Annotated in this window: 23 protein-coding genes; 15 read left to right on the plus strand and 8 right to left on the minus strand. The window is 64.9% G+C overall.

Annotated elements, in window-relative coordinates; genetic code table 11:
- Positions 1-116: 116 nt before the first annotated feature.
- From AC1RNQ_RS12145 to AC1RNQ_RS12155, 3 genes are all read left to right on the plus strand, one after another.
- The gene (locus tag AC1RNQ_RS12145) at positions 117-1,577 is read left to right on the plus strand and encodes an MATE family efflux transporter (RefSeq protein ID WP_493171411.1); all 1,461 of its coding nucleotides are present in this window, start codon (positions 117-119) and stop codon (positions 1,575-1,577) included.
- Positions 1,578-1,685: 108 nt separating this feature from the next.
- Positions 1,686-2,858, plus strand: a complete 1,173-nt coding sequence (locus tag AC1RNQ_RS12150) for a sensor histidine kinase (RefSeq protein WP_493171412.1) — start codon at positions 1,686-1,688, stop codon at positions 2,856-2,858.
- A gap of 4 nt (positions 2,859-2,862) precedes the next feature.
- Complete coding sequence (locus AC1RNQ_RS12155) at positions 2,863-3,594, plus strand: LytR/AlgR family response regulator transcription factor (RefSeq protein ID WP_493171413.1); 732 nt, start codon at positions 2,863-2,865, stop codon at positions 3,592-3,594.
- Positions 3,595-3,655: 61 nt separating this feature from the next.
- Here AC1RNQ_RS12155 and AC1RNQ_RS12160 read toward each other — a convergent pair whose 3' ends face one another.
- Positions 3,656-3,991, minus strand: coding sequence for a UrcA family protein (locus tag AC1RNQ_RS12160; RefSeq protein WP_493171414.1), 336 nt, complete (start codon positions 3,989-3,991; stop codon positions 3,656-3,658).
- 237 nt (positions 3,992-4,228) lie between these two features.
- Here AC1RNQ_RS12160 and AC1RNQ_RS12165 point away from each other — a divergent pair, with 237 nt between their 5' ends.
- Positions 4,229-4,714, plus strand: a complete 486-nt coding sequence (locus AC1RNQ_RS12165; protein WP_493171415.1) for a hypothetical protein — start codon at positions 4,229-4,231, stop codon at positions 4,712-4,714.
- 7 nt (positions 4,715-4,721) lie between these two features.
- Here AC1RNQ_RS12165 and AC1RNQ_RS12170 read toward each other — a convergent pair whose 3' ends face one another.
- The gene (locus tag AC1RNQ_RS12170) at positions 4,722-5,090 is read right to left on the minus strand and encodes a hypothetical protein (protein WP_493171416.1); all 369 of its coding nucleotides are present in this window, start codon (positions 5,088-5,090) and stop codon (positions 4,722-4,724) included.
- Between the two features lie 130 nt (positions 5,091-5,220).
- Here AC1RNQ_RS12170 and AC1RNQ_RS12175 point away from each other — a divergent pair, with 130 nt between their 5' ends.
- The gene (locus AC1RNQ_RS12175) at positions 5,221-6,756 is read left to right on the plus strand and encodes a BCCT family transporter (RefSeq protein ID WP_493171417.1); all 1,536 of its coding nucleotides are present in this window, start codon (positions 5,221-5,223) and stop codon (positions 6,754-6,756) included.
- Between the two features lie 4 nt (positions 6,757-6,760).
- Here AC1RNQ_RS12175 and AC1RNQ_RS12180 read toward each other — a convergent pair whose 3' ends face one another.
- Positions 6,761-8,839, minus strand: a complete 2,079-nt coding sequence (locus tag AC1RNQ_RS12180) for a M13 family metallopeptidase (RefSeq protein WP_493171418.1) — start codon at positions 8,837-8,839, stop codon at positions 6,761-6,763.
- Positions 8,840-9,083: 244 nt separating this feature from the next.
- On the opposite strand from AC1RNQ_RS12180, the gene uvrA reads away from it, so the two are divergent.
- A complete protein-coding gene (gene uvrA, locus AC1RNQ_RS12185; protein ID WP_493171419.1) occupies positions 9,084-11,993 on the plus strand; it encodes an excinuclease ABC subunit UvrA in 2,910 nt (969 codons plus the stop codon).
- 35 nt (positions 11,994-12,028) lie between these two features.
- Positions 12,029-12,469 (plus strand): nuclear transport factor 2 family protein, encoded by a 441-nt coding sequence (locus tag AC1RNQ_RS12190; protein WP_493171420.1) that lies wholly within the window; start codon positions 12,029-12,031, stop codon positions 12,467-12,469.
- A 1-nt stretch (position 12,470) separates the two neighbouring features.
- Here AC1RNQ_RS12190 and AC1RNQ_RS12195 read toward each other — a convergent pair whose 3' ends face one another.
- The 4 genes from AC1RNQ_RS12195 to AC1RNQ_RS12210 all read right to left on the minus strand — a co-directional run bounded on the left by AC1RNQ_RS12195 (position 12,471) and on the right by AC1RNQ_RS12210 (position 15,796).
- A complete protein-coding gene (locus AC1RNQ_RS12195) occupies positions 12,471-13,019 on the minus strand; it encodes a hypothetical protein (RefSeq protein WP_493171421.1) in 549 nt (182 codons plus the stop codon).
- Between the two features lie 638 nt (positions 13,020-13,657).
- Complete coding sequence (locus AC1RNQ_RS12200; protein WP_493171422.1) at positions 13,658-13,969, minus strand: putative quinol monooxygenase; 312 nt, start codon at positions 13,967-13,969, stop codon at positions 13,658-13,660.
- A 23-nt stretch (positions 13,970-13,992) separates the two neighbouring features.
- On the minus strand, positions 13,993-14,598 hold the full coding sequence (locus AC1RNQ_RS12205) for a hypothetical protein (RefSeq protein ID WP_493171423.1): 606 nt from the start codon (positions 14,596-14,598) through the stop codon (positions 13,993-13,995).
- 4 nt (positions 14,599-14,602) lie between these two features.
- Positions 14,603-15,796 (minus strand): GmrSD restriction endonuclease domain-containing protein, encoded by a 1,194-nt coding sequence (locus AC1RNQ_RS12210; RefSeq protein WP_493171424.1) that lies wholly within the window; start codon positions 15,794-15,796, stop codon positions 14,603-14,605.
- A 206-nt stretch (positions 15,797-16,002) separates the two neighbouring features.
- Between AC1RNQ_RS12210 and AC1RNQ_RS12215 the strand changes: the two genes are divergently transcribed.
- The 6 genes from AC1RNQ_RS12215 (at position 16,003) to phoB (ending at position 22,224) form a co-directional block, all read left to right on the plus strand.
- Entirely contained in the window at positions 16,003-17,052 is a 1,050-nt protein-coding gene (locus AC1RNQ_RS12215) for a substrate-binding domain-containing protein (protein WP_493171425.1), read from the plus strand.
- Between the two features lie 322 nt (positions 17,053-17,374).
- On the plus strand, positions 17,375-18,751 hold the full coding sequence (pstC, locus tag AC1RNQ_RS12220; RefSeq protein ID WP_493171426.1) for a phosphate ABC transporter permease subunit PstC: 1,377 nt from the start codon (positions 17,375-17,377) through the stop codon (positions 18,749-18,751).
- Entirely contained in the window at positions 18,744-20,000 is a 1,257-nt protein-coding gene (pstA, locus tag AC1RNQ_RS12225) for a phosphate ABC transporter permease PstA (protein ID WP_493171427.1), read from the plus strand. The genes pstC and pstA overlap by 8 nt, the downstream gene beginning before the upstream one ends.
- A gap of 2 nt (positions 20,001-20,002) precedes the next feature.
- Positions 20,003-20,785, plus strand: coding sequence for a phosphate ABC transporter ATP-binding protein PstB (pstB, locus tag AC1RNQ_RS12230; RefSeq protein WP_493171428.1), 783 nt, complete (start codon positions 20,003-20,005; stop codon positions 20,783-20,785).
- A 24-nt stretch (positions 20,786-20,809) separates the two neighbouring features.
- Positions 20,810-21,529, plus strand: a complete 720-nt coding sequence (gene phoU, locus AC1RNQ_RS12235) for a phosphate signaling complex protein PhoU (protein WP_493171429.1) — start codon at positions 20,810-20,812, stop codon at positions 21,527-21,529.
- Positions 21,529-22,224 carry a phosphate regulon transcriptional regulator PhoB gene (gene phoB / locus AC1RNQ_RS12240; RefSeq protein ID WP_493171430.1) on the plus strand — a complete coding sequence of 232 codons (696 nt, stop codon included), beginning with the start codon at positions 21,529-21,531 and terminating at the stop codon, positions 22,222-22,224. The genes phoU and phoB overlap by 1 nt, the downstream gene beginning before the upstream one ends.
- 236 nt (positions 22,225-22,460) lie before the next feature.
- Here phoB and AC1RNQ_RS12245 read toward each other — a convergent pair whose 3' ends face one another.
- On the minus strand, positions 22,461-23,825 hold the full coding sequence (locus tag AC1RNQ_RS12245) for an OprO/OprP family phosphate-selective porin (RefSeq protein WP_493171431.1): 1,365 nt from the start codon (positions 23,823-23,825) through the stop codon (positions 22,461-22,463).
- 176 nt (positions 23,826-24,001) lie between these two features.
- On the opposite strand from AC1RNQ_RS12245, the gene AC1RNQ_RS12250 reads away from it, so the two are divergent.
- Together AC1RNQ_RS12250 and AC1RNQ_RS12255 are read left to right on the plus strand one after the other, a co-directional pair.
- Positions 24,002-24,904, plus strand: a complete 903-nt coding sequence (locus AC1RNQ_RS12250; protein ID WP_493171432.1) for an SDR family oxidoreductase — start codon at positions 24,002-24,004, stop codon at positions 24,902-24,904.
- A gap of 61 nt (positions 24,905-24,965) precedes the next feature.
- Positions 24,966-25,622 carry a DUF4328 domain-containing protein gene (locus AC1RNQ_RS12255; RefSeq protein WP_493171433.1) on the plus strand — a complete coding sequence of 219 codons (657 nt, stop codon included), beginning with the start codon at positions 24,966-24,968 and terminating at the stop codon, positions 25,620-25,622.
- The last annotated feature ends 63 nt before the right edge of the window (positions 25,623-25,685 follow it).

The following is a 25,685-nucleotide window of genomic DNA, read 5'->3' on the forward strand; positions in this document are numbered from 1 at the left end:
CAGCGCGAAGCGCTGACGGAGGGGGCTGGCGTCCTCACGCAACCTCGCTTGAGGACGCGAACCCCCTCCACCACGCTTCGCGTGGTCCCCCTCCCCGCGAGCGGGGAGGATATTGTATGACCGACAGCGATCCCGTCACGCCGACGCCCGTCGCGGCAGCGGCGGACCCCGCCGCCAGCCCGGTGCCGCCGCGCCAGACGGCGCGCGGCGGCGGGCGGATGGACCTCACCAGCGGGCCGATCACGAAAACGCTGATCCTCTTCGCGCTGCCCACGCTCGCGTCGAACATCCTGCAGACGCTCTCGGGCTCGGTGAATTCGATCTGGGTCGGCCAGTTCCTGGGCAACAGCGCGCTCGCCGCGACCGCCAATGCGAATATCATCATGTTCCTGATGTTCGGCGCCTTTTTCGGTTTCGGCATGGCCGCAACGGTGCTGATCGGCCAGTCGATGGGGCGCGGCGACATCGACGCCGCGCGCCGCGCGACCGGCGGGGTGATCGGGCTCGCGCTGATCTTCTCGGTGGTGATCGCGATTATCGGCTGGTTCGCGTCGGACCAGATATTGCGCTGGCTCGAAACCCCGCCCGAAGCCTTTGCGCTCGCGCACGACTATCTGCGCGTCACCTTCCTCGCCGTCCCCGCCTCGATGCTCTCGGTGACCCTGATGATGGCCTCGCGCGGCGCCGGCGACGCGGTGACCCCGCTGCGCTTCATGATCCTCGCGGTGGTGCTCGACATCCTATTCAACCCCGTGCTGATCCTCGGCCTCGGCCCCTTCCCGCGCCTCGGCATCGCGGGCAGCGCGCTGGCGACCGCGCTCGCGGGCACGATCAGCCTCGCCGGGATGATCGGCTGGTTCTATGCCAAGAACCATGTGCTGCGGCTGCGCGGGCACGAGTTGTCCTACCTCGTCCCCAAATGGTCGGAGCTACGCTTCATCGTCGGGCGCGGCCTGCCGATGGGCGCGCAGATGCTCGTCCTGTCGGGTGCCGGGCTCGTCATGGTCGGACTTGTCAACCGCGAGGGGCTGGTCACGTCCGCCGCCTATGGCGCAACGCTGCAACTGTGGAATTATATCCAGATGCCCGCGCTCGCGGTCGGCGCCGCGGTCAGTTCGATGGCGGCGCAGAATGTCGGCGCCGGGCGCTGGGACCGCGTATCGACCGTGACGAACAGCGGGATCGCGATCAACCTCGTCATGACCGGCGTACTGATCGTCCTGCTCCTGGCTTTCGACCGCGCCGCGCTCGCGCTCTTCCTCGGCAGCGAAAGCCCCGCGATCGACGTCGCGCGAAATATCCAGCTGATCGCGACCTGGACCTTCCTGCCCTTCGGCACCACGATCGTCCTCATCAGCACGATGCGCGCCAACGGCTCGGTCGTGCCGCCGCTCGTCATCCTGTTCCTGTCGATGTTCCCGATCCGGTTCGGCATTTACCATTTCGGTTATCCGGAGATCGGAAGCGACATCATATGGTGGAGCTTCCCCCTCTCCTCGCTCGTCTCGCTGGCGCTGGCGTGGGCGGTCTACCGGCAAGGCGGCTGGCGTGGCGCGATGCCCGAACGCACCGCCTGAACCACACCGTTCATCTGCGCTTCATCTTTCGACCAACTCCCCGCCATGTTCGACTGGCGGCCCGGTGCCGACTCGCATGGCGCGCCGGCTTGGTCTAGGAGGGCGACAATGAATATGTCCGACCGCAAACTGGCCCAGAGCGATCGCCGCGCCAGATTCCTCGCCGCCGCGCCCGACTGGCGCGCCTCCGACGCCCGCGTCAATCCGCGCGTCGCCATCGGCTCGATCATCGCGATGTGGATGCTCTATTTCCTCATCACCACCGGGCTCGCGATGCTCACCGGCGCGCCCGACCAGATGGAGTTCGTCGGACGCCGCGCGATCGTCGTCGTCGCGGGCATCCTCTGCACCTTCGTGCTCTATCAATTGCTCCAGCGCGTCCAGCCGCAGAGCTTCGGCGCGCGGCTCGCGGCGGCGCTCGGCACCGCGATCCCGCTCGTCATCCTCTACGCCTCGATCAACCTGCTCGTCTTCTTTTACTGGTTCCCCGCCGCCGACACGCAGAAGATCATCGCCGAGGTGCAGGAAAAATTCCCCGTCGCGTGGGAGCTGGTGCTGATCCTCGACAGCTCGATCCGCTGGTATTTCTTCTTCGCGGTGTGGGCGGCGCTCTATGTCGCCTTCGGCTATGCGAACGAGATGCACGCGGTCGAGCGCCGCGCCGACAGCTACCGGCTCGAGGCGCAGACGGCGCAGTTGCGCGCGCTCCATTACCAGGTCAATCCGCACTTCCTGTTCAACACGCTCAACTCGCTTTCGACGCTCGTGATGCGCGGATCGAAGGCCGAGGCCGAGACGATGATCATGAACCTCGCCTCCTTCCTGCGCTCCAGCCTTGCGATCGACCCCGAACAGCTCGTCAGCCTCGACGAGGAGATCGCGCTGCAGCGGCTCTACCTCGACATCGAGCAGACGCGCTTCCCCGACCGGCTCCACGTCGAGGTGTCGATGCCGCAGGAGCTCGACCACGCCTGCGTACCCGTGCTGATCCTGCAGCCGATCATCGAAAATGCGATCAAATATGGCGTCGCGCCGAGCAAGGGCACGATTGCGATCCGGCTGACCGCCAGCGCCGAATATGGCCTGCTGGTGCTGCGGATCGAGAATGACATCGACCCCAAGGCGCCGGTGCCCCCGCCGGGCACGGGCCTCGGCCTCGGCAATGTCCGCGAGCGCCTGCTGACGCGCTATGGCCCGGCCGCGGGCTGCGAATGGGGTCCATCCGACGACGGCGGCTTCGTCGTGTCGCTGTGGCTGCCGCTCGCGCAGCAGGGGTGCTGAGAGCATGATCCACACTTTGCGAACGCTGATCGTCGACGACGAACCGCTGGCGATCGAGCGGCTGCAAATCCTCGCGGGCCAGCAGGACGGCGTCTCGCTCGTCGGTACCGCGACCGACGGCGCCTCGGCGTTGCGGCTGGTCGAGGCGATGGCGCCCGACCTGGTGCTCTGCGATATCGCGATGCCTGGCTTAAGCGGACTCGACGTCGCGGCCGCGATCGACAAACTCGACAATCCGCCCGCGGTGATCTTCGTGACCGCCTTCGACCAATATGCGGTCGCCGCCTTCGACGTCGCGGCGGTCGATTATCTGCTCAAGCCCGTCTCGCCCGACCGGCTCGGCCGCGCGCTGTCGCGCGTGCGCGAATGGCGCGCGACCGACCGCACGCGGTCGCCCAAGAGCAGGTGGATCGGCGAATTCTGGGTCCAGAACCGCGGCGAGATGCTGCGCATCGACGCCGGCCAGGTCGATCTGATCGAGGCCGAGCGCGACTATATGCGGCTCCACGTCGGCGCGCGCAGCTGGCTGATCCACCAGACGATCAAATCCCTGGAAGCGCGCATGGATCCCGACCAGTTCATGCGCATCCACCGGTCGAAAATGGTGCGCCGCGACGGCATCGCCGGGCTCAAGCATCATGGCGACGGCGCGTGGAGCGTCGACCTGGGCGAAGGCGGCGTCCACCGCATCGGCCGCACCTATCTCCACGACGTCAAGGCGATCATGCAGGGCTAAAAAAAGGCGGCCATGCCGGAGCATGACCGCCCTCTTTCCGGCCAAAGGCCGTGGGACATCGTCAGGGCGCCGCGACGATCACCGGGCCGCGCTCGGCCAGCGCGGTGCCGTTGCCGTTGAACAGGCCGGCGAGCTTCACGTCGGCGTCCTTCATCGCGATATTTTCGCACTGGCGCGCCTTCTGCTCGGCGCGAAGGCCCTGCGCGAGGCGCGTGTTGCAGACGTCGCGCACCGCCATCTTGACGCGCGTGGTCAGCCGGTCGCGGCCCGTCGCGCTGGAAAGGTTGAGATCGTCGTAGCGGACGACGACGGTCTTCTTCTCCTGCGCGGCGGCAGGAACGGAAAGACTGGTGAGCGCTAGCGGCACCGCCAGCAGGATCAGGGTAAGTTTCGCCATGGGGGAGTCCTCTCGTTGGGGGATGCGGGATACGAGGACCCGGACCGGGGAAGGCCGCCGCCCCCGTATCCCGCATTTGAAGAGATACGCCGGGCCGCGGCGCGGCGCATTCGGGGTTCGACCGGACGGAACGAGCGGTCGATTTCCGGACGAAGGGCGGTCGGGCATCGACGAATGGACGGGGGATGGTCCCGAAATCGTCATGCAACCACGCCCGCGGCCCCGCGTTAACCGTCCATGCGAGGCAAAGGGGCACTTCCGAACAGCCTGATCTGGGCCGGAGTCGCGGGGATCGGCGCGATCGGCGGGCTGTTGCTCGGCGATTTCGTGGTCGGCAACCATGCGGCCGCCGGCAACGACCCTGCCTCTTACGCGGACGTCACCGGCAACCCCGAAGCGCTTGGCGTCGCGAGCGCCTATGGCCAACCCTGCTATGACTGCGGCGTCGGCTATGGCGCATCGATGCGGCGAGCATCAAGCGACGCGCGAATGACCGACGCGTTCAGGGAATTGGGCGCGGTCGAAGTCGACCATTCATCGCCGGCGACCGACGATTATGCCTATGGCGGAAGCTTCGACGATCCCGCCGCAGCGCGGACTATCGTCATGCAGGCACCGGTGCCGATCGACGCCGCGGTAACCGCACCCGACCCGCCGCCGGCTGCCGCGACCTTGGCGGTTACCCCGGCGAGCGAGCCTGTCGCCGAACCGCCGGGGCAATAGCGGAGGCTCAGGGCTGCGGCGGCACCGCCGGCGCGGCGCAGCGCGTCGTATCGCCGGCCTTGCACGCCGCGACATCGGCTTCCCACTTGATCCGCTCTTCGGCCGACATGGCTGCGACACGTGCCTTTTCGGCCTCATAGGCGGCGGTTTCCTCGGCGAAGGTCGCCTGCGAGTTCGCCTCCGCCTGCGCAGCCGCGGCGACCTGCTGCTGATAGGCCGCGGTCTCAGCGTCGGCCCGCGCCTTCTGCTCGGCGTTCAGCCGCGCGGTGTTGGCGCGTTCCTCGGTCGTCGTGCCGTCGGGCAGCGGTTCGAGGGCATGCGCCGGCGCGGCGATCAGCGCCAGCGCGCTTGCCGCCATGAACAATGTCTTCGTCATCGAAGCTCTCCTTATAAGGATGATCCTGCGACCAGAACGCGCATCCGCCCCGGGCGTTCCGCGACATTTGACCGCGGCCGCGCGCCCCGCCATGCTGGTACGACCAGCACCCTTGCCGATGGAAAATCGCTTGCCCGCATCGCCTCCGCGCCGCCTCAACCGCCCGGTCTTCTTCGTGCCGCTCGCCGTGCTGGCGGCGGCGGTGCTGTCGAGCCTGTGGCAGCGCGAGGCCTTTGTCGCGGCGGAGATTGCGATCAACGACTGGGTGCTCGCATGGTTCGGCCCGGCCTTTGCCGTCGCGGGGGTCGCCTTCCTCGTCCTGCTCGCCGCGGTGGCGCTGTCGCCGCTCGGCAAGACGATCATCGGCGGTCCCGACGCCAAGCCGCTGCTCGGCCACTGGCGCTGGTTCGCGGTGATGCTCTGCACCACCATCGCCACCGGCATATTGTTCTGGGGCGCCGCCGAGCCGCTGTTCCACCTCAATACCCCGCCGCCGATGCTGGGGCTCGAACCCGGCAGCGACGGCGCCGCGGCCTTCGCGATGTCGACGATGTTCCTCCACTGGACGCTGACGCCTTACGGCATCTACACCGTCGCGGCACTCACCTTCGCGCTCGTCTATTACAACCGTCGCGAGCCGTTCAGCCTGTCGTCGCTGTTCGTCCCGCTGCTCGGCCAGCGCGCGCATGGCCCGGTCGGATCGGGCATCGACATCATCTGCCTCTATGCGCTGGTCGCGGGCATGGCGGCGTCGATGGGCGCAGGCATCCTGGCGCTGGCGGGCGGGATCGAGGGGCTCGGCGGTTTCGCGGGCGGCGCGGGACTGCGCTGGGCGATCATGATCGCGATCGTCGCGAGCTTCCTGATCTCGGCGGCGACCGGGCTGCAGAAGGGCATCGCCGGGCTGTCGGTGCTCAACACCTGGATCTTCTTCGCGATCATCGCTTTCGTGGCTGTAGCCGGGCCGACCGCCGAGATGCTCGGCCTGTCGCTGCGCGGCGGCGCCGATTATGTCGCCACCTTCGTGCCGCGCAACCTGGGGCTCGACGTCGATCGCGACTGGCACCGGCAATGGACGATCTTCAACTGGGCGAACTGGATGGCCTGGGCGCCGGTCACCGCACTGTTCCTCGGCCGCCTTGCGGTCGGCTACAGCGTCCGCGCCTTCATCCTGTTCAACCTGATCCTGCCCGCGCTGTTCGGCGCGGTGTGGATGACCGCGATCGCGGGCGCGACGATCATCCTCGACCAGCAGAGCGGCGCCAGCCTCTTCGCCATCCTGTCGAGCCAGGGTCCCGACCCGGTGCTGTTCCGCCTGTTCGACGCGCTCGGCGGCGGATCGGTGGTCACCGCGATCGTGCTGTTCGCGATCTTCCTCTCTTATGTCGCGGGCGCCGACGCCAATGTCTCGGCGATGAGCGCGCTGTCGACGCACGGCATCAGCCCCGAACGCCCCGAGGCCGCGCTGTGGATCCAGATCGTCTGGGGCGTGACCGTCGGGCTGGTCGCGATGGTGCTCGTCGCCGCCGCGGGGCTCGACGGCATCCGCATGATGTCGGTGCTCGGCGGCTTTCCCGCGCTGTTCGTGATCGTCGGCGCCGCGCTGTCGCTCGGCGTGATGGCGTGGCGGGGGCGACCGACCGCCGCCCCCGCCCTGCCTGAATAGGCTCTTACCAGATCTTGGTGCGGTCCTCGGGCTTCAGATAATATTTGGCGTCGGCGCCGACGCCGAACGCCTGATACCAGGCGTCGACGTTGCGCACCGGGCCGATGATCCGCCAGCGCGCCGGGCTGTGCGGGTCGCTCGCCACCTGCTGCTTGATCGAATCCTCGCGCGCCTTGTCGCGCCACGCCTGCGCGAAAGCGAGGAAGAAGCGCTGGTCGCCGGTCAGCCCGTCGATCACCGGCGCGGGCTTGCCGCCCAGCGAGCGGTGGTAGGCGTCATAAGCGACCTCCAGCCCCGCGAGGTCGGCGATATTCTCGCCCATCGTCAGGTCGGGGTTGATGAAGGCGCCGGGCGCCGCCTCATAGGTCGCATATTGCGCGCCGAACGCCTTGGCCGCGGCGTCGAACTTTGCCGCATCCTCGGGGGTCCACCAGTCGCGCACCGCGCCATTGGCGTCGATCTTGCGCCCCTGGTCGTCGAAGCCATGAATGATCTCGTGCCCGATGACCGCGCCGATCGCGCCATAATTGACCGCATCGTCGACGCTCTCGCTGAAATAGGGCGCCTGGAGGATGCCCGCGGGAAACACGATCTTGTTCTCGAGCCCGCCATTATAGGCGTTCACCTCCTGCGGGTTCATCGACCATTTCTTGCGGTCGACGGGCTTGCCGAGCTCGCCCAGCTGATAGGCATATTCGAACTTCCCGCTGCGCTGGACATTGCCATAGAGGTCGGCCGGATCGATCTTCAGCCCCGAATAGTCGCGCCACTTGTCGGGATAGCCGACCATCACGTCCATCTTCTGGAGCTTCGCCAGCGCCGCCTCTTTCGTCGGCGCCGCCATCCAGCTGTTCGCGCGGATGCGGTCGCCCATCGCCAGCTTCAGATTGGCGACCAGCGCCTCCATCTTCGCCTTGGCGCTCGCGGGGAAATATTGGTGCGAATAGGTTTCGCCAACCAACTCGCCGAGGCTGCCATCGACAAGCGTCAGCCCACGTTTCCAGCGCGGGCGCAGCTCGCTCACCCCGCTCAGCACCTTGGTATAGTCGAAGCGGCTGTCGACGAAGGCCTTCGACAGATAGGGCGAGGCCTGGTTGGCGACATGGAATTGCTGCCACAGCTTCAGCGTGTCGAGCGGCGCCTTGGCATAGAGCGCCGAAATGTCGCGGATCGCGGTGGTCTCGTTGACGATCATCCGCTTCTGCGGACCGATCCCCGCGCCGGCGAACCAGGCGTTCCAGTCGAGCCCGGGCGCATAGGCGGCGAGCTCGGCCGACGACATCGGGTTGTTGATCTTGCCGATGTCGCGGCGGTCGGCGATCTTCCAGCTGACCTTGGCGATCTCGGTCTCCAGCGCCATGATCGCGTCGGCTCCGGCCTCGGCGTTTTTCGCCCCGGTCAGCCCCAGCGTGCGCACGATATAGGCGCGATAGGCGTCGCGCTGCGGCTTGAACTGGTCGTCGAGATAATATTCGCGCTCGGGCAGGCCCAGCCCGCCCTGCCCCAGCCACAGCACGTTGATCGTCGGATCGTCGGTGTCCGCGTAAGGACCGCCGCCGACGATCGTCATCCCGAACGCACCCTGCGACGCGCCCATGAAGCGCGCCATTTCGCTCTTGCCCTTGATCGCCGCGACCTTCGCGAGGTCGGCCATCAGCGGCTTGGCGCCCAGCGCCTCGACTCGCGCCTCGTCGGCGAAGCTCTGGTAGAGGCCGCCGACCTGGCTCGTCGCCGGCGCCCCGGTCACGACCTGGCGCAGCTGGCGCTGGGTCAGATTATAGACGTCGTAATCGACCCCCGCCGACGCCTGGTCGGCCGGGATTTCGGTCTTGGCGAACCAGCCGCCATTGGCGAAGCGGTCGAAATCGTCGCCCGGCCGCACGCTGGTGTCGCGCGCGCCGAGATCGACACCCCAGCTGCCGAAGGTCAGCGCATTCAGCGAGGCATCGTCCTTCGCCGATGCCTCGCCCGCCCCATCGGCCTTGAGTAACGCGAAGGGCGCCATGTCGTTCGCCAGCACCGGCACCGCGACCAGGGCCGCGGCCATTGCGAGGCCCGCGGCCCCCGTCAAAAATTTCTTCATTCCCCAGCTCCTTTCGTGCGCCGGCCCCGTTCCCGACGGGCGGCGGACATGCCAAGTCTTGTCCGCCTCGCGCGAAAATGCGTCAAGCCGACGGGGGCGCATTGGTCGAAGCCATTGGGGAGTTGGTGGAAAGCCGGCACGGAGCGCGGCGTTGCAGCATGGCTCCCGACTTCCTATCTAGACCATGACCCGGCGCAAAACGCCCCCTTGCGCGCCAAGAACAAATCTGGAACACAGCCCTCCCATGAGTCTCACCCATATTTCGGTGCGCGGTGCGCGCGAGCATAATCTGAAGGGCGTGAACGTCGACCTGCCGCGCGATGCGCTGGTCGTCATCACCGGCCTGTCGGGCAGCGGCAAGTCGAGCCTCGCCTTCGACACCATCTATGCCGAGGGCCAGCGGCGCTATGTGGAGTCGCTCTCCGCCTATGCGCGCCAGTTCCTCGAGATGATGCAGAAGCCCGACGTCGAGCATATCGACGGCCTGTCGCCGGCGATCAGCATCGAGCAGAAGACGACGTCGCGAAACCCGCGCTCGACGGTCGCGACGGTCACCGAAATCTACGACTATATGCGCCTGCTGTGGGCGCGCGTCGGCATCCCCTATTCGCCCGAAACCGGCGAGCCGATCAGTGCGCAGACGGTCAGCCAGATGGTCGACCGCGTGATGGAACTGCCCGAGGGTACGCGCGCCTATCTGCTCGCCCCCGTCGTGCGCGGCCGCAAGGGCGAGTATAAGAAGGAGCTCGCGCAGTGGCAGAAGGACGGCTTCACGCGCGTCCGCATCGACGGCGAGTTTTACGAGATCGGCGAGGCGCCCGCGCTCGACAAGAAATACAAGCATGACATCGAGGTCGTCGTCGACCGTATCGCGGTGCGCGAGGGCCTCGGCACGCGGCTCGCCGACAGTTTCGAAACCGCGCTGAAGCTCGCCGAGGGGCTCGCCTATGTCGACCTCGCCGACGGCCCGGTGCCGGGGCGCGAGGAGGAAGACACCGGGGGGGCGATGAAGGGCGCGGGCATCCCCGCGAACCGGCTGATCTTCTCCGAGAAATTCGCCTGCCCCGTTTCGGGCTTCACCATCGCCGAGATCGAGCCGCGACTGTTCAGCTTCAACGCCCCGCAGGGCGCCTGCCCCGCGTGCGACGGGCTCGGCGAACGGCAGGAGTTCGACCCCGACCTCGTCGTGCCCAATCATGCGCTGAGCCTCAAGAAGGGCGCGGTCGTGCCCTGGGCGAAATCGAACCCGCCCTCGCCTTATTATATGCAGGTGCTCGAAAGCCTCGGCAAAGCCTATGGCTTCGACCTGACCACACCGTGGCAGGACCTGCCCGGCGAGGTCCAACTCGTCATCCTCTACGGCACCGGCGGCAAGCCCGTCGAGCTGACCTTCAAGGACGGCAAGCGCAGCTACACGACGCACAAGGCGTTCGAGGGCGTGATCGGCAACCTCAACCGCCGCATGCTCCAGACCGAAAGCGCGTGGATGCGCGAGGAGCTGTCGAAATATCAGACGCCGCAGCCGTGCGAGACCTGCCACGGCGCGCGGCTGCGCCCCGAACCGCTCGCGGTGAAGATCGCGGGCGAGAATATCAGCCTGTCGGCACAGCGCTCGGTGGCGGACGCGCTCGAATGGTTCGGCACGCTTGATGCGAAGCTGAACGACACGCAGCGCCAGATCGCGAAAGCGATCCTCAAGGAAATCAACGAGCGGCTCGGTTTCCTCAACAATGTCGGGCTCGACTATCTCAACCTCAACCGCACGAGCGGCACACTCAGCGGCGGCGAGAGCCAGCGCATCCGCCTCGCGTCGCAGATCGGCAGCGGCCTCAGCGGCGTGCTCTACGTCCTCGACGAACCGAGCATCGGGCTCCACCAGCGCGACAACGACCGGCTGCTCGCGACATTGAAGCGCCTCCGCGACCTCGGCAACACGGTGATCGTCGTCGAGCATGACGAGGATGCGATCCGCCACGCCGATTATGTCGTCGACATGGGCCCCGGCGCGGGGCTGCACGGCGGCGAGATCGTCGCCGAAGGGACGCTCGAACAGGTGCTCCAGAGCGACAAGAGCCTGACCGCGGCCTATCTCAACGGCACCAAGCGCATCGAGATTCCCAAGCACCGCCGCAAGGGCAATGGCTTCGACCTGGTGCTGAAGGGCGCGCGCGCGAACAATCTCGACAATGTCACGGTCAAGATCCCGCTCGGCACCTTCACCTGCGTCACCGGCCTGTCGGGCAGCGGCAAGTCGAGCCTGATCATCGACACGCTCTATGCCAGCGCGGCGCGCGTGCTCAACGGCGCGCGCATGGTCGCGGGGCCGCACGACAGCCTGAAGGGGCTGGAGCATTGCGACAAGGTGATCGACATCGACCAGTCGCCGATCGGCCGCACCCCGCGGTCGAACCCCGCGACGTACACCGGCGCCTTCACGATCATCCGCGACTGGTTCGCGGGGCTGCCCGAAAGCCAGGCGCGCGGCTACAAGCCCGGGCGCTTCAGCTTCAACGTCAAGGGCGGGCGGTGCGAGACCTGCACCGGCGACGGCCTCATCAAGATCGAGATGCACTTCCTGCCCGACGTCTATGTGACGTGCGAGACGTGCCACGGTAAACGCTACAACCGCGAAACGCTCGAGGTGAAGTTCAAGGGCCACAGCATCGCCGACGTGCTCGACATGACGGTCGAGGACGCCGCGGAATTCTTCAAGGCGGTGCCGTCGATCCGCGAGAAGATGGCGATGCTCGTCCGCGTCGGGCTCGGCTATATCAAGGTCGGGCAGCAGGCGACGACGCTGTCGGGCGGCGAGGCGCAGCGCGTCAAGCTCGCCAAGGAACTGTCGCGCCGTTCGACCGGGCAGACGCTCTACATCCTCGACGAGCCGACCACCGGGCTGCATTTCGAGGATGTCCGCAAATTGCTCGAAGTGCTGCAGGCGCTGGTCGAGCAGGGCAACAGCGTGATCGTGATCGAGCATAATCTCGACGTCATCAAGACCGCCGACCATATCGTCGACATGGGCCCCGAAGGCGGGGTCAAGGGCGGCGAGGTCGTCGCGAGCGGCACGCCGGAGCAGGTCGCGAAAAACCCGCGGAGCTACACCGGCCAATATCTGGCGCCGATGCTGGTGAAGGAGGCCGCGACGGGGTAAGAGGCCCGCGTCCCATGCGGCGGGAGTTTCACGCCATGCCCCTCGATCCCGGGCGCATTGCCCTTCGCCTCGCCCTCCCCTGCGCCTTCGTGCTGCCGGCCGCCGGTCACGCGGAAGCGACGACTGGCGCAGCCACCCCCGAACAGGCGCTCGAAGCCTATGTCGGGGGTTTGCGGGCGGGGCGCGTCGAGCTGCTCGAAGCCCTGTTCCTGCCCGACGGCCAATTCTGTACGCTGACCGAGGGCGCGGCGGCGCCGATCGGCTGCAAGCGCTTTGCCGAGGTGCTGGGCGGCTGGGCCGCGCATCCCGACCCCGCGGCCGGCGGGCGTGTCCTCGACCGCCGCGACGCGACGCCGGCGATGACCGCGGTCACCTATGAGCTGCATTTCGGCGGCGATATCTATGTCGACCAGCTGCTGCTCTATCGCACCGGCGCCGGATGGCGCGTCGTCGCCAAGACCACCGCGGTCCGCTGAGCTAGTGCCACACCGCCGACAGCGGGTAGACCGCGATCAGCCATAAAAGGCAGCCGACGACCACCCGCCGGTCCTTCGTCGCGATCGCCAGCGCCGACACGGGGAAGAAGCTCCACGTCACCACCGCGTTGCGCAGGTCGAACGCGGGCCAGGTCGCGAGCCAGGCGACCGTGCCCAGCAGCGCGATGTTGCACAGCAGCACCGCGCCGATCACCCGGCGCCGCTGCTTGTCGAAATGGGCGTTCAGGTCGTCCCACGCCTCGGCATCGTCGGGGAAGACGAGGCTGGCGGCGACATAATAGAGCGCGGTGACGAGGAAGCCGCCGAACAGCACGGGCCAGCTGATCGGGATCAGCGCGCGCACCGCCCAGCCGTACATCCAGAAGGTCACGACGTCGCACGACACGAACAGCCCGAGCAATGCGGTCGGCCAGCCGATGCGCACGCGGTGGCTGGCCTTGAGCGCGCGCGCCAGCCCGCCCAGCCCCTCGGCGAGCGCGAGGCCGAGGATCAGCCCGAACAGCGAAAAGACGAACTCGAACCCGCTCATAGGCCCCCGCGATTCGCGCCGCCGCCGCGGTCCGTGCGGGCGCGCAACAATATTCCAAAGGTCATAAAGGTCACGCTACGCTCTGGTAAAATGATACCCGCGGCAAAGCGCTGCCCGCGGTCGCGCCGCGCAAGTCCGTCCCGGGGACGGCCGTCTTTTCGTCGATGAAATGCCCCAGCCACGCATCACGCTGGCACAGCGAAATAATGTAGGAAAGCGTTATTTGCGGGGGCCTTATCCTATTTTCTCGCCGCGGGTCCTTGGCCCGGCTCAGGACGGGCTTTGCCCCAGGTTCCGGCTCGAGGACGCCGGGGCGGTTCGGGAAAAGATTATCTCACGCAAAGGCGCAAAGGCGCGAAAAAGAAAAAGAAGAGATATCTCACACAAAGACACGAAGAGGGCTGCGTCCCACCGCTACCGGTTGATTGCCCAACGACGGCCGCGTCGATCACAGCCGGACAAAGTCCGGCCATATTCCTCCAACGCCCGACCGACACGCAGCGTCCGAACCGCCAACTGCCCTCTTCGTGTCTTTGTGTGAGACTTGACACCGTTAGCGGCCGAACCCGCCGCCAAGCGCCTCACGCAACCTCTTCCGCGCCTTTGCGCCTTTGCGCCTTTGCGTGAGATAATTCTTCTTAAGCCCCCATCAGCGCCGCGGTGACATCGTCGGTGGTGTAGATGCGGATCGCCGGCGGCTCGGGCGACAGCGCGCGCATTTCGGCGACGAAGGCGCGCGACGCTGGTACCGCGAAATGGGCGCGGACCGCGTCGATGCTCTCCCATTCCTCGACGAAGACGAGGCGGTCGGGGTTTTCGACATCGATATGGCAATTATGCGCCACACACCCCGCCTCGCCCCGCGACCGCGCGCTATGCAGGGCGCCGAGCGCGATCATGCGCTCGCGATGCTCGGGAGTGAGGATGACGTGGCCGGTGATGAGGATCATAACGTAATTTACCTATTGCAATATCAAAGCAACGCGTTCTCCAAATCCTTCAGCTTGTCTATTATCCGGAACACTAATTCCTTATCATCTTGAGGATTAGGAATATTAACCACCGTACCGAGCGCGTTGTGCGCAACGTCTCCTCGGCGGCTCGCCAACGCGTCGAGATCTATGAAAAGCTGCTCGGGAATCTTCGTCTCGTCGATGCCTATCGGAACGAGCATTTTCAATACGTTGTGAGATTTGAAACCCTGATTGGAATCCACAAACCGATTATGAGCATGAATGCAGGCCACTTCTGCGGAAATTGCAAAGCGCGCCGCATCAATCTCGCCAAACTGCCCGGGAATCCCTCCCATTTTTTCTGCCTTGTAGAGGGCCATCAAGCAGCCGAACAATGGGCTATTCCGAGATTGGGTAGTTACCGCGAGCGCGTCGGCGAGCGCGTCCTTGGCAATGCTCTCGAAATATGTTTCTAGTTCCGCTCCAACCAGAATTCGAAAAATTGCCGCTCCCATAATCTGTTCATCTGAGTAACTACCTGTCGCAGAAAATCGCCGCGGCAAAAACCTTACTCGCAGGGCTTTGATGCGGCGATCTAAGCTAACCAGCCTACTCGAACGGGCCATAACACTAGCTCACCGGCGGGACATCAAGCGGCAAACCGATAACCCCAGACAAGGTTGATGCCCAAAGCGTATAGCGATCCCTCACCGCCCCTAAACTTTTGGTTGTCCCACTCACCGCCATGTCGAACTCGTAGCTGTCAGTTGATAACCTTTTAAAGGCTTCGACAACCTCTTCCTTCTTTTCATAACACTTATCGACAACCACCCTGTCTGAAAAATAGTGAGCGATGACGTCAAATACCGCTCTATTTATCCGAGTTTCAAATGAACTTCCGTTCCATTTCCTAAAAGCTTGACGGCGTCCAAATATATTCTGAGTAGCCGTTATCGATCTCTCCAAATCATCGAAGCACTTTACGATGTACGATGAAGATCCATCCCATGTCTTATTGAGTCTATTCGTTGTTAAATCTAAGATCTCTTTCAAACTACCCCTATACTCGCTAATATATAGCTTGAACGCTAAATACCGTATGACAAGCTCGTTGTCCCTCATGCGAAAGTCTGGCCGCTTTATATTAAGTGCGCTCCTCAGAACTTCACTTTGAATTACAAAATCATTGAGCGCTTTTGTGAATGGTCCGGGATGCAGCGCCTGACGAAGCTCTTGGGGCGAAAGTTGAACGCTGCCGCTATTTATTCTCAAAAACACTTCATAAAGATAGTCTTCGTCCGGCCAAGCCCGGATGACGACCGTTCTCACAGTCGCATTTTCGAAATCAGCAGATGAACCTCCTAGGAGATCTCCTTCGAAATCAGAGAATGTTCGAAGATTTAAATCTTTCCGAACATCCAATCCCTTTAAAGCGAAAGACTTATATTCCTTATCGTTTAACCTTGCTGAAAACTGCCTCAGAGAAAGAAGTCTTTGCTTTCCATCTATGACAATGTACGAGCCTCTTCTATCCTCTCTTTCTGCTAGGATTATCTGAGGGGTAGGAATACCGATTATTAGACTTTCAATATATTTACTTTTTCGATCAATAGTCCATGCATCACGCCGCTGATACTCAGGATCCAGAAATATGTTTCCCTTTCGAAGTTGGCTGATGACTGTTTCAACAGTCCAATCCGTAGCTGATATTGCAGCATTATATCTTAGCGGTTTAGCCGAGGCGACAAGATCAGACTCATCCTCTTGAGGAAATAGCGGCGCAAACTCGACGTCTTCCATTTCGGTTTCGTCAGATCTCGGCACGAAAAATCTCCTATGGTCGGCGGATGGCTGATAACTTATTCACTGCAAACTGGAAATGCGAAACGTAAATCTCACAGGGGAAACGATGACACTTCCATGACAGTTCCTGTCACAAACGCGTCACACAACTCCCCCATTGGCGGCTCAGCGAGTCGCCGCGGGGGTGGTGGTTCGCTCCGTTAGCGACCCCCGACAGGATCATTTTCATGCTGCAGAAATTCGCCCTTATCGCCGGCGCCGCGACGTGCGTGCTGGCGCTTTCCGCGTGCCAGGACCAGGCCTCCTCGGGCGGCGCGGCGCGCGATTATATCAGCGCGGTCGGCTCGTCGACCGTCTATCCCTTCGCCACCACCGTCGGCGAGCGCTTCGCCGAAGCCACCGGCAACAAGAAGCCCAAGATCGACAGCACCGGCACCGGCGGCGGCTTCGAGCGCTTCTGTTCGGGCGTCGGCGGCGACACCCCCGACATCGCCAACGCCTCGCGCCGCATCAAGAAGAAGGAATTCGACACCTGCGCCAAGAATGGCGTGACCGAGATCGTCGAAATCCAGGTCGGCATCGACGGCATCGCGCTGGGCGAAGCCGCGCGCGGCCCCGGCTTCAAGCTGTCGGAAGAGGATGTGTATAAGGCGCTTGCCGCCAACCCCTATGGCAAGGCGAACACCGCCAAGACCTGGAAGGACGTCAATCCGGCGCTGCCCGCGGTCGCGATCTCCGTCTTTGGCCCGCCGTCGACCAGCGGCACTTACGATGCGTTCAAGGAGCTGATCCTGGGCAAGGGCTGTGACGCCAATGCGGGCATGAAGGCGCTGAAGGACAGCAACAAGGACAAGCATGACGAAGTCTGCACGACCTTGCGTGGCGCGCCTTATTATGTCGAGCAGGGCGAGAACGACAACCTGATCATCTCGAAGCTCGACAAGAACCCGACCAGCCTCGGCATCTTCGGCTTCAGCTACCTCGACGCCAACAAGGACAAGATCAAGGCGGTGCCGGTGCAGGGCGTCGCCCCGACCTATGCCGCGATCGCCGACGGCAGCTATCCCGGCTCGCGCCCGCTTTTCATCTATGTGAAGAAGAAGCATGTCGGCGTGATCCCCGGCCTGGCCGAATATGTCGCCGAGTTCCTGAAGGGCGCGGGCGAAGGCGGCTATCTGGGCGCCAAGGGTCTGATCGTGTCGCCCAAGGCGATTACGGACACCGCCGCGGCCAATGCCAAGGGCATGACCCCGCTGAACGGCGCCGAGCTGAAATAAGGTCCTCCCGCAGGCGGCCGGAACGGGGCCTCATTCCCGAGCCGGCCGCCGCTTTTTTAAAAGCCGTCGGGCATTTCCTTCTCCGTTCGCATCGAGCGAAGTCGAGATGCCCATCGGTTCGGCGATCGCCCTCGGGGTGTCTCGACTTCGCTCGACACGAACGGAAATATAGTCGTGACACAAACGGAAAACGGATCGTGCCGCGAACGGATATGGATCGTGACACGAACGGGGATGTGGGCGAGAAATATGACCGCGAGTCACGAAACTGCCATGCGCGCCCGCTTTGGGTCGGCACGGGCATGATGATAACGGGGATATAGTGACCTTCAACGCCGCCGCCTTGTTGCTCCTGATCGCGGGGCTCGCGCTGATCGGCTGGATCGCCGGGCGCGCGCGGTCGACCCTGCTCGCGGGACGCGCGCAGGCCAAGCTGCACTCGCGCCCGCAATATCACGGCTGGTACGTCGCGCTGTGGCTCTTCGCCCCCGCGGCGCTGTTCCTCGCGGTGTGGAGCGCGGTGTCGCCGGGGCTGATCACCAACGACGTGCTGGCGAGCGACGCGGCGAAGCAGCTTCCCGCCTTCGGGTTCGAGCGCGGCGCGATCCTCTCCGACGCGCGCAACGTCGCGCAGGGCAGCCAGGCCGCGGTGCGCATCCCCGCCGCGGCGCCGCTGGTTGCGCCCTATGCGGAGGCGACGCACCGCTATGCCTGGATCGGCATCGGCGCGATGCTCGCGCTGGCGCTGGCGGGCGGGCTTTACGCCTTCACGCGCATCAAACCCGATTTCCGCGCCCGCACGCGGGTCGAGAAGATCGTGATGCTGGTGCTGCTGCTCGCGTCGCTCGTCGCGATCCTGACGACCTTCGGCATCGTGCTGTCGCTGCTCTTCGAATCGATCCGCTTCTTCCGCCTCGTCTCACCCGCCGAATTGCTGTTCGGCACCCACTGGGCGCCGACGAGCGGCGCGCCGGTCGACGACACCTTCGGCGGCATCCCGCTCTTCTGGGGCACCATCCTGATCGGCGCGATCATCGCGATGATCGTCGCCATTCCCATCGGGATGATGACCGCGGTCTATCTCACCCAATATGCCGCGCCGCGCGTGCGCCGCTGGGTCAAGCCTTTGCTCGAGATCCTCGCGGGCGTGCCGACCGTGGTCTATGGCTATTTCGCCGCGCTGACCGTCGCGCCGGCCTTGCGCGAATTCGCGGTGATGCTCGGCATTCCCAACGCCTCGACCGAAAGCGCGCTCGCCGCGGGTATCGTGATGGGCGTGATGATCATCCCCTTCGTCTCGTCGATGGCCGACGACAGCATCAACGCGGTGCCGCAGGCGATGCGCGACGGCTCGCTGGCCTTGGGCGCGACGCCGAACGAGACGATCCGCCAGGTGCTGATCCCCGCCGCGCTGCCCGGCGTGATGGGCGGCATATTGCTCGCGGTCAGCCGCGCGATCGGCGAGACGATGATCGTGGTGATGGCCGCGGGCCTCTCCGCCAACATGACCGCCAACCCCTTCGCCAGCGTCACCACGGTGACCGCGCAGATCGTCAAGCTGCTGACCGGCGACCAGGAGTTCGACAGCGCCAAGACGCTCGCAGCTTTCGCGCTCGGCCTCGTGCTGTTCATCGTGACGCTGCTCCTCAACATCGTCGCGCTGCGCATCGTCAAAAAGTATCGCGAAGCTTATGAATAAGATCACCTCCCCCACCGACTGGAAGGGCGGCACGATGCAGGCCCGCATCGCGAGGCGCTACGCCGCCGAGCGCCGCTTCAGGCTGCTCGGGCTGGCCGCGGTGTTGCTGTCGGGCGCCTTCCTCGCCTTCCTGCTGTTCGTGATGGTCGGCAACGGGCTGCGCGGCTTCACCTACACCAATGTCGCGGTGCCGGTCGATTTCAGGGCGATGCCGCTGACCGTCGATGCGGCGCGGCTGGGCGATGCCGACGCCGATCAGGTGATCGCAGGTGCCGGGCTCGCCGACATCGTCGCCTTTGCCGCCGACGAGGCGCTGGGCGACGGCGGGTCGGCGATGATCAGCGAAAATGCATGGAAGGAAGTGCGATCGGCGATCAAGGCCGACCCCGAATTGCTTCAGGCCTCAACGGTCTTCCATCTCCCCGCCTCGTCCGAGGTCGACATCGCCGCCAAGGACGGCGGCAAGGGCGCGATGGGGGCGAAGGTCGACGCGCTGACACGCGACGGCAAGCTGTCGACCGGCATCCACTGGCCCTTCTTCCGCAACGCCGACGCCACCGACCCCGCGGTCGCGGGCATCTGGGGGGCGCTCAAGGGATCGGTGCTGACGATTCTCATCGCCTTCCTGATCGCCTTCCCGACCGGGGTGCTCGCCGCGCTCTACCTCGAGGAATATGCGCCGAAGAACCGCTGGACCGACCTGATCGAGGTGTCGATCAACAATCTCGCGGCGGTGCCCTCGATCATCTTCGGCCTGCTCGCGCTCGCGGTGTTCATCAACTGGTTCGGCCTCTGCCAGGCAAGCGCGCTCGTCGGCGGCTTGACGCTCGCGCTGATGACGATGCCGGTGATCGTCATCGCCAGCCGCAACGCGATCAAGGCGGTGCCGCCGTCGATCCGCGACGCCGCGCTCGGCGTCGGCGCCAGCCCGGTGCAGGTGGTGTTCCACCATGTCCTGCCGCTCGCTTTGCCCGGCATCCTGACCGGCACGATCATCGGCATGGCGCGCGCGCTGGGCGAGACAGCGCCGCTGCTGCTGATCGGCATGCGCGCCTTCATCGGCGACGTCCCCGGCGGCATCTGCTCGCCCGCGACGGTGCTGCCGATGCAGATCTTCCTCTGGTCGGACGAGGTCGACCGCGGCTTCGTCGAAAAGACCTCCGCCGCGATCATCGTGCTGCTCATCGTGCTATTGTCGATGAACGCGCTCGCAATCTATCTTCGCAACAAGTTCGAAAAACGTTGGTGATCATGACCCAAGACGACCTGACCATTACCGACCCCAAGATGACGGCGCACCATGTCGACGTCTTCTATGGCGAGAAGCAGGCGATCAACGACGTGTCGATCGACGTCGGCACCGAGTTGGTGACCGCCTTCATCGGCCCCTCGGGCTGCGGCAAATCGACCTTCCTGCGCTCGCTGAACCGGATGAACGACACCGTCGCCGGCGCGAAGGTGACGGGCAAGATCGCGCTCGACGGCGAAGACATCTACGCGCCGTCGATGGACGTGGTGCAGCTGCGCGCGCGCGTCGGCATGGTGTTCCAGAAACCGAACCCCTTCCCCAAGTCGATCTACGACAATGTCGCCTATGGCCCGCGCATCCACGGCCTCGCGCCGAACAGGAGCGACCTCGACGGCATCGTCGAAAAGGCGCTGCACCGCGCCGGCCTGTGGGACGAGGTCAAGGACCGCCTCCAGGAAAGCGGCACCGCGCTGTCGGGCGGCCAGCAGCAGCGCCTGTGCATCGCCCGCGCGATCGCGGTCGACCCCGAAGTCGTGCTGATGGACGAGCCCTGCTCGGCGCTCGACCCGATCGCGACCGCAAAGATCGAGGAGTTGATCCACGAACTGCGCGGCAAGTTCGCGATCGTGATCGTCACGCACAATATGCAGCAGGCGGCCCGCGTGTCGCAGCGCACCGCTTTCTTCCACCTCGGGACGCTCGTCGAATATGGTAAGACGACGGACATCTTCACCAACCCGAAGCAGGAACGCACCAAGGATTATATCACCGGCCGCTACGGTTAAGCCCCGGTACTCAAGGACGGAACGATGGCAATTGTGAATGATCATACGGTCAAGGCCTTCGACGAAGACCTCAACCGCCTCCGCGGCCTGATCAGCGAGATGGGCGGCCGCGCCGAACAGGCGCTGCTCCAAGCGATGAGTGCGCTCAACAACGGCGACCTCGACCTCGCGGCGCAGGTCGTGCGCGACGACAAGAAGATCGATGCGCTCGAAAGCGAGGTCGAGCAGCTCGCGGTCCAGACGATCGCGCTGCGCGCCCCAATGGCCGACGACCTGCGCGAGATGATCGCGGCGCTGAAGATCGTCTCGGTCGTCGAGCGCATCGGCGACTATGCCAAGAATATCGCCAAGCGCGTCGCGCTGATGGACCAGACGCGGTCGATCGAGGCGATCCCGCTCCTCATGTCGATGTCGAACATCGTCGCCGAGTTGATCCACGACGCGCTCGACAGTTTCGCCGCGCGCGACGCCGAGCTCGCGGTGCGGGTGACCGTCCGCGACAAGAATGTCGACGATTTCTACAACAGCATCTTTCGCACCCTCGTGACCTTTATGATGGAAAATCCGAAATATATTTCGGAAAGCGCACACCTGCTGTTCGTTGCCAAGAACCTCGAGCGCATGGGCGACCATGCGACCAACATCGCCGAGATGGTCTATTATGTCGTCACGGGCGAGCGGATGGAGGAACGCGAGCGCGGCGAACAGCCCGAAGATGGCGCCGCGGAGCAGGAGCAAGGCTGATGCCGCAGCCCGACCTGCTGCTGATCGAGGATGACGAGGCGATCGCCGAGCTCATCGTCTGGCATTTCGCGCGCGAAGGCTTTTCGGTGCGCCAGACGCCCGACGGCGAACAGGCGCTGATCCTCGTCGAGGAACGCGTCCCCGACATCGTCCTGCTCGACTGGATGATCGAAAGCCTGCCCGGCATCGAGGTCTGCCGCCGCCTGCGCCGCAACCCCAAGTCGGCGAATGTCCCGATCATCATGCTCACCGCGCGCGGCGAGGAAGAGGATCGCATCCGCGGGCTCGAGACCGGCGCCGACGACTATGTCACCAAGCCGTTCAGCCCGCGCGAGCTGGTCGCGCGCGTCTCGGCAGTGCTCCGCCGCCTGCGCCCCGCGCTCGCCGGCGAACTGCTCGCCTATGCCGACATCGAGCTCGATTCGGTCGCGCACAAGGTCGTGCGCGGCGGGCAGATCGTGAACATGGGCCCGACCGAATTCCGCCTGCTGCGCCATTTCATGGAGCATCCGGGCCGCGTCTTTTCGCGCGGGCAATTGCTCGACAGCGTCTGGGGCCAGGACAGCGACATCGAATTGCGGACGGTCGACGTGCATATCCGGCGGCTCAGGAAAGCGATCAACCTGCCGGGCACCGCGGACATCATCCGCACCGTGCGTTCGGCGGGGTATGCGCTGGATTCGGGCAAGGGTTGAGCTGGCCGGTTTGGGGCGTTTGTTGCCATTCCCAACCCCTCCTCTTCAGAGGAGGGGGTGCGAGACTTACGAACTTGTTCGTTAGTCGCAGCGGGGTGGTGCTCTCGGCTGGGCGTGCTCCTTCGGCCACCACCCCGTTCGACTAAGGCCCGGCTGCGCCGGACCAAGTCTCTCTGCCCCTCCTCTGAAGAGGAGGGGTTTAGGTCCGCTCACCACCCCAAAACCGGACCCCTCTATCAAAAGTCGATCTGCGTCCGCAGCCCGAAGCTATCCGCCGAATAATCGCGATCGCCCCCCGTCGCCGCGATGCGCGCGTCGTTGATGCGCAGGCGGCCGTAGCTCGCGGTCAGGCGGATATATTCGATCGGCACCCACACCAGCGACAGCAAAGCCGCGCGCTGGCGCCCGCCGACGATGCCGGCGTCGTTGAGGTCGAGATGGTCGTAGCGCGCATTGACCTCGACCGCGCCGATCCCGCCTTCGGTGATCGGGTTCGACGGCTTCAGCCGGTCGAAGGCGCCGTCCTTATACCCGCGCTTGTCGCCCTTGGTCAGCACCATGCCGACCTCGGCATAGCCGCCGAAATAGGTCGGATTCGCTGCGCCGTCGCGCTTCGCGGTCTGCCAATAGCCCTCGCCCGCCGCGTGGAACGGTCCGGCGAGTAGCGCCGCCTCCAGCCCCATGCCGCGCTCGCCGCTGACGTCGATCTCGCCGGTGTCGACGAGGCGCACGTCGGTGGTGTGCACGAAGGGCCGCGCGCGATAGCGCACCGTGCCCGCGGGATTGTTGAGATCGCGGAGATGGATCGAGCCCCCGAAGTGCAACTGAGCATCGCCGAGCTTGGGCATGAACACCGCGCGCGCGTCGAATCCGATGCTGTGGTTGCTGTCGGTGAGGTCGGCGGCATTGTCGCCGAACACCCCGCCCTGGAGCAGCACGGCCTTGCCCTTATATTGCGCCGACAGGCCGACGCGGCGCTCGAAACCGAAGGCCGAGACGAAAGCGGCGCGTTCGAGATGGCTGGTGAACAGGTCGCTCGTCATGTCGTCGAGCCCCCAGAAGGGCTTGATCTGCCCAACCGTTACCGACAGCGGCCCGGGGCCATAGGTGAAATAGACGTCGGTCAACTCGACCGAGCTGTTCGCGACATCGGCTTCGACGCGGTAGGAAAAACCGCCCGGGATCTTGCCGTCGACGCCCAGATAGACGCGGCGGAACTCGGTCGCGGTGCCGCCGCGGTTGCCGAGCACGCCGCCCGGCGCGTCGATCCCCGCGACGTCGAGCTGGACACGCCCGCGCGGCTTGAAGCTCCAGCCGTCGGCGGTCTTGATCTCGGGGGCGCCCTTCCAGGCGATCTCGGTCGCAGGCTTGGCGGTCACCGGCGGCGCGCTCGGCGCCGGCGCGGGCGTCGGAGCGAGCGCCGGCTGCGCGGTCGCGGCGTCGAGCCGCGTCTCGAGCGTCTGCACCTGCGCTTTCAGCGCCGCGAGCTCGGCGCGCAGCGCCGCCGCCTCTTCGGCGGTCATCGCCTGCTGCGCGTGGGCGGTGGCGGGCATCGTCAGCATCGACGATACGAGGAAGGCGGCAATCAGGGTGGGACGCATGGATCGGGCTCCGGCTCGTGCGGTTGCGGGTCTGGGCGCGCTGCTATGGCGCATTGATGACAATTCCGCGACTCCATCGTGACATTAATGTTGCACTGCACGCTTCGTCGCACACATCGCTTGCCTCGCCGCGATCTCGGGCTAAGGACGGGGCCAAATCTTCTCGGGAGACCATCATGACGATCAAATTTGACGGGCGCGTTGCCATCGTTACCGGCGCCGGCGGCGGGCTCGGCCGCGCCTATGCGCTCGAACTCGCGCGGCGCGGCGCGAAGGTCGTGGTCAACGACCTCGGCGGATCGCGCGACGGCACCGGCCATTCGGACGCCGCGCTACAGGTCGTCGAGGAAATCCGCGCAGCAGGCGGCACCGCGATCTCGAACGGCGGCAGCGTCACCGAATATGAGCAGATGGTCGAAATGGTCGCACGCGCGAAGGAAGAATGGGGCGGCGTCCACGTCCTGATCAACAACGCCGGCATCCTGCGCGACAAGAGCTTCGCCAAGATGGAGCCCGAAGATTTCGACCTGGTGCTGAAGGTGCATGTCAGCGGCAGCGCCAATGTCACCAAGGCGTGCTGGGACCTGATGCGCGAGCAGGCCTATGGCCGCATCCTGATGACCGCCTCGTCGACCGGCCTCTACGGCAATTTCGGCCAGGCCAATTATGGCGCCGCCAAGCTCGGCCTCGCCGGGCTGACCAAGACGCTCCACCTCGAAGGCGCGAAGTACAACATCCGCTGCAACACGATCGCGCCGGTCGCGGGCACGCGAATGACCGAGGACATCTTCCCCGCCGAGCTGTTCGAGAAATTCACCCCCGAGAATGTCGTTCCCGCCGCGCTTTATCTCGTGAGCGAGGATGCGCCGACCAACATGATCGTCGGCGCGGGCGCGGGCGCCTTCCACGCCGCCTATGTCACCATGACCCCCGGCGTCGCGCTCCCCGAGGACGAGCGCACCCCCGAGGGCGTCGCCGCGGCGTGGGAGAAGATCATCGACCGCAATGGCGAGACCGTGCCCCAGTCGGGCAGCGAACAGTCGATGGCGGTGATGCGCGCCTTGCAGGCGCTGGGCTGAGGCTGCTACGCCCCCTCCGATCGCGAACGCCGCACGGGCGTCGCCGATCGCGGGGGCGCCGATGATCGACATGACCCTGGGCGAAGGCATCGCCCTCCTCCAGCGGCGCGGCAGGCTCGTCAAGGGCCTGCTCGTCGCGGGATTCATTTCCACTTTATTGGTATTGACCGGCGAGATCGCGGAGCTGAACGGACTGGTGTCGCTCGAAGAGCAGGCGCCGGTGGCCGGTCTCAACGCGATCTACATCGGTATCATCCTCGGCGATATAGCGCTGGCGCTTGTCACCTATGTCCTATTTTGCATGTGGACCTATCGCGCAGCTGCGAACGTAAAGGCGGCGCGCGTTCCCGGTTTCACTTTCACACCCGCATGGGCGGTAGGCTGGCATTTCGTCCCGATCGCCAATTTCTTCAAACCGTTCCGGGCGATGCGCCAGATCTGGAACGCCAGCAATGGCGCCGCCGATGGCGATCTCTATCGCGGCGATGTGCTGTTGACCTGCTGGTGGGGCGTCTGGACCTTCTCGAATATCGTTGCGACGATTGCATTTCGCGCAGGAATGGATGCCCATTCCCCCGAGGCGATCCGCGAAGAGCAGATGATCTCGATACTCTATTCGGCCCTCAACCTGGTGCTCTACCCGCTCGCCTTACGCCTCGTCGATCGCGTTACTGCCGCGCAGCGCGACCACCTGACCGCCGCGCATATCTTCGCCTGATTTATCGTATTGCATCACTAACACAGCTGTGTCATAAGCGCCGCGGGGCAAGGGGATCGGACA

This window comes from Sphingopyxis sp. GW821-FHT12F08 (genome assembly GCF_058806755.1).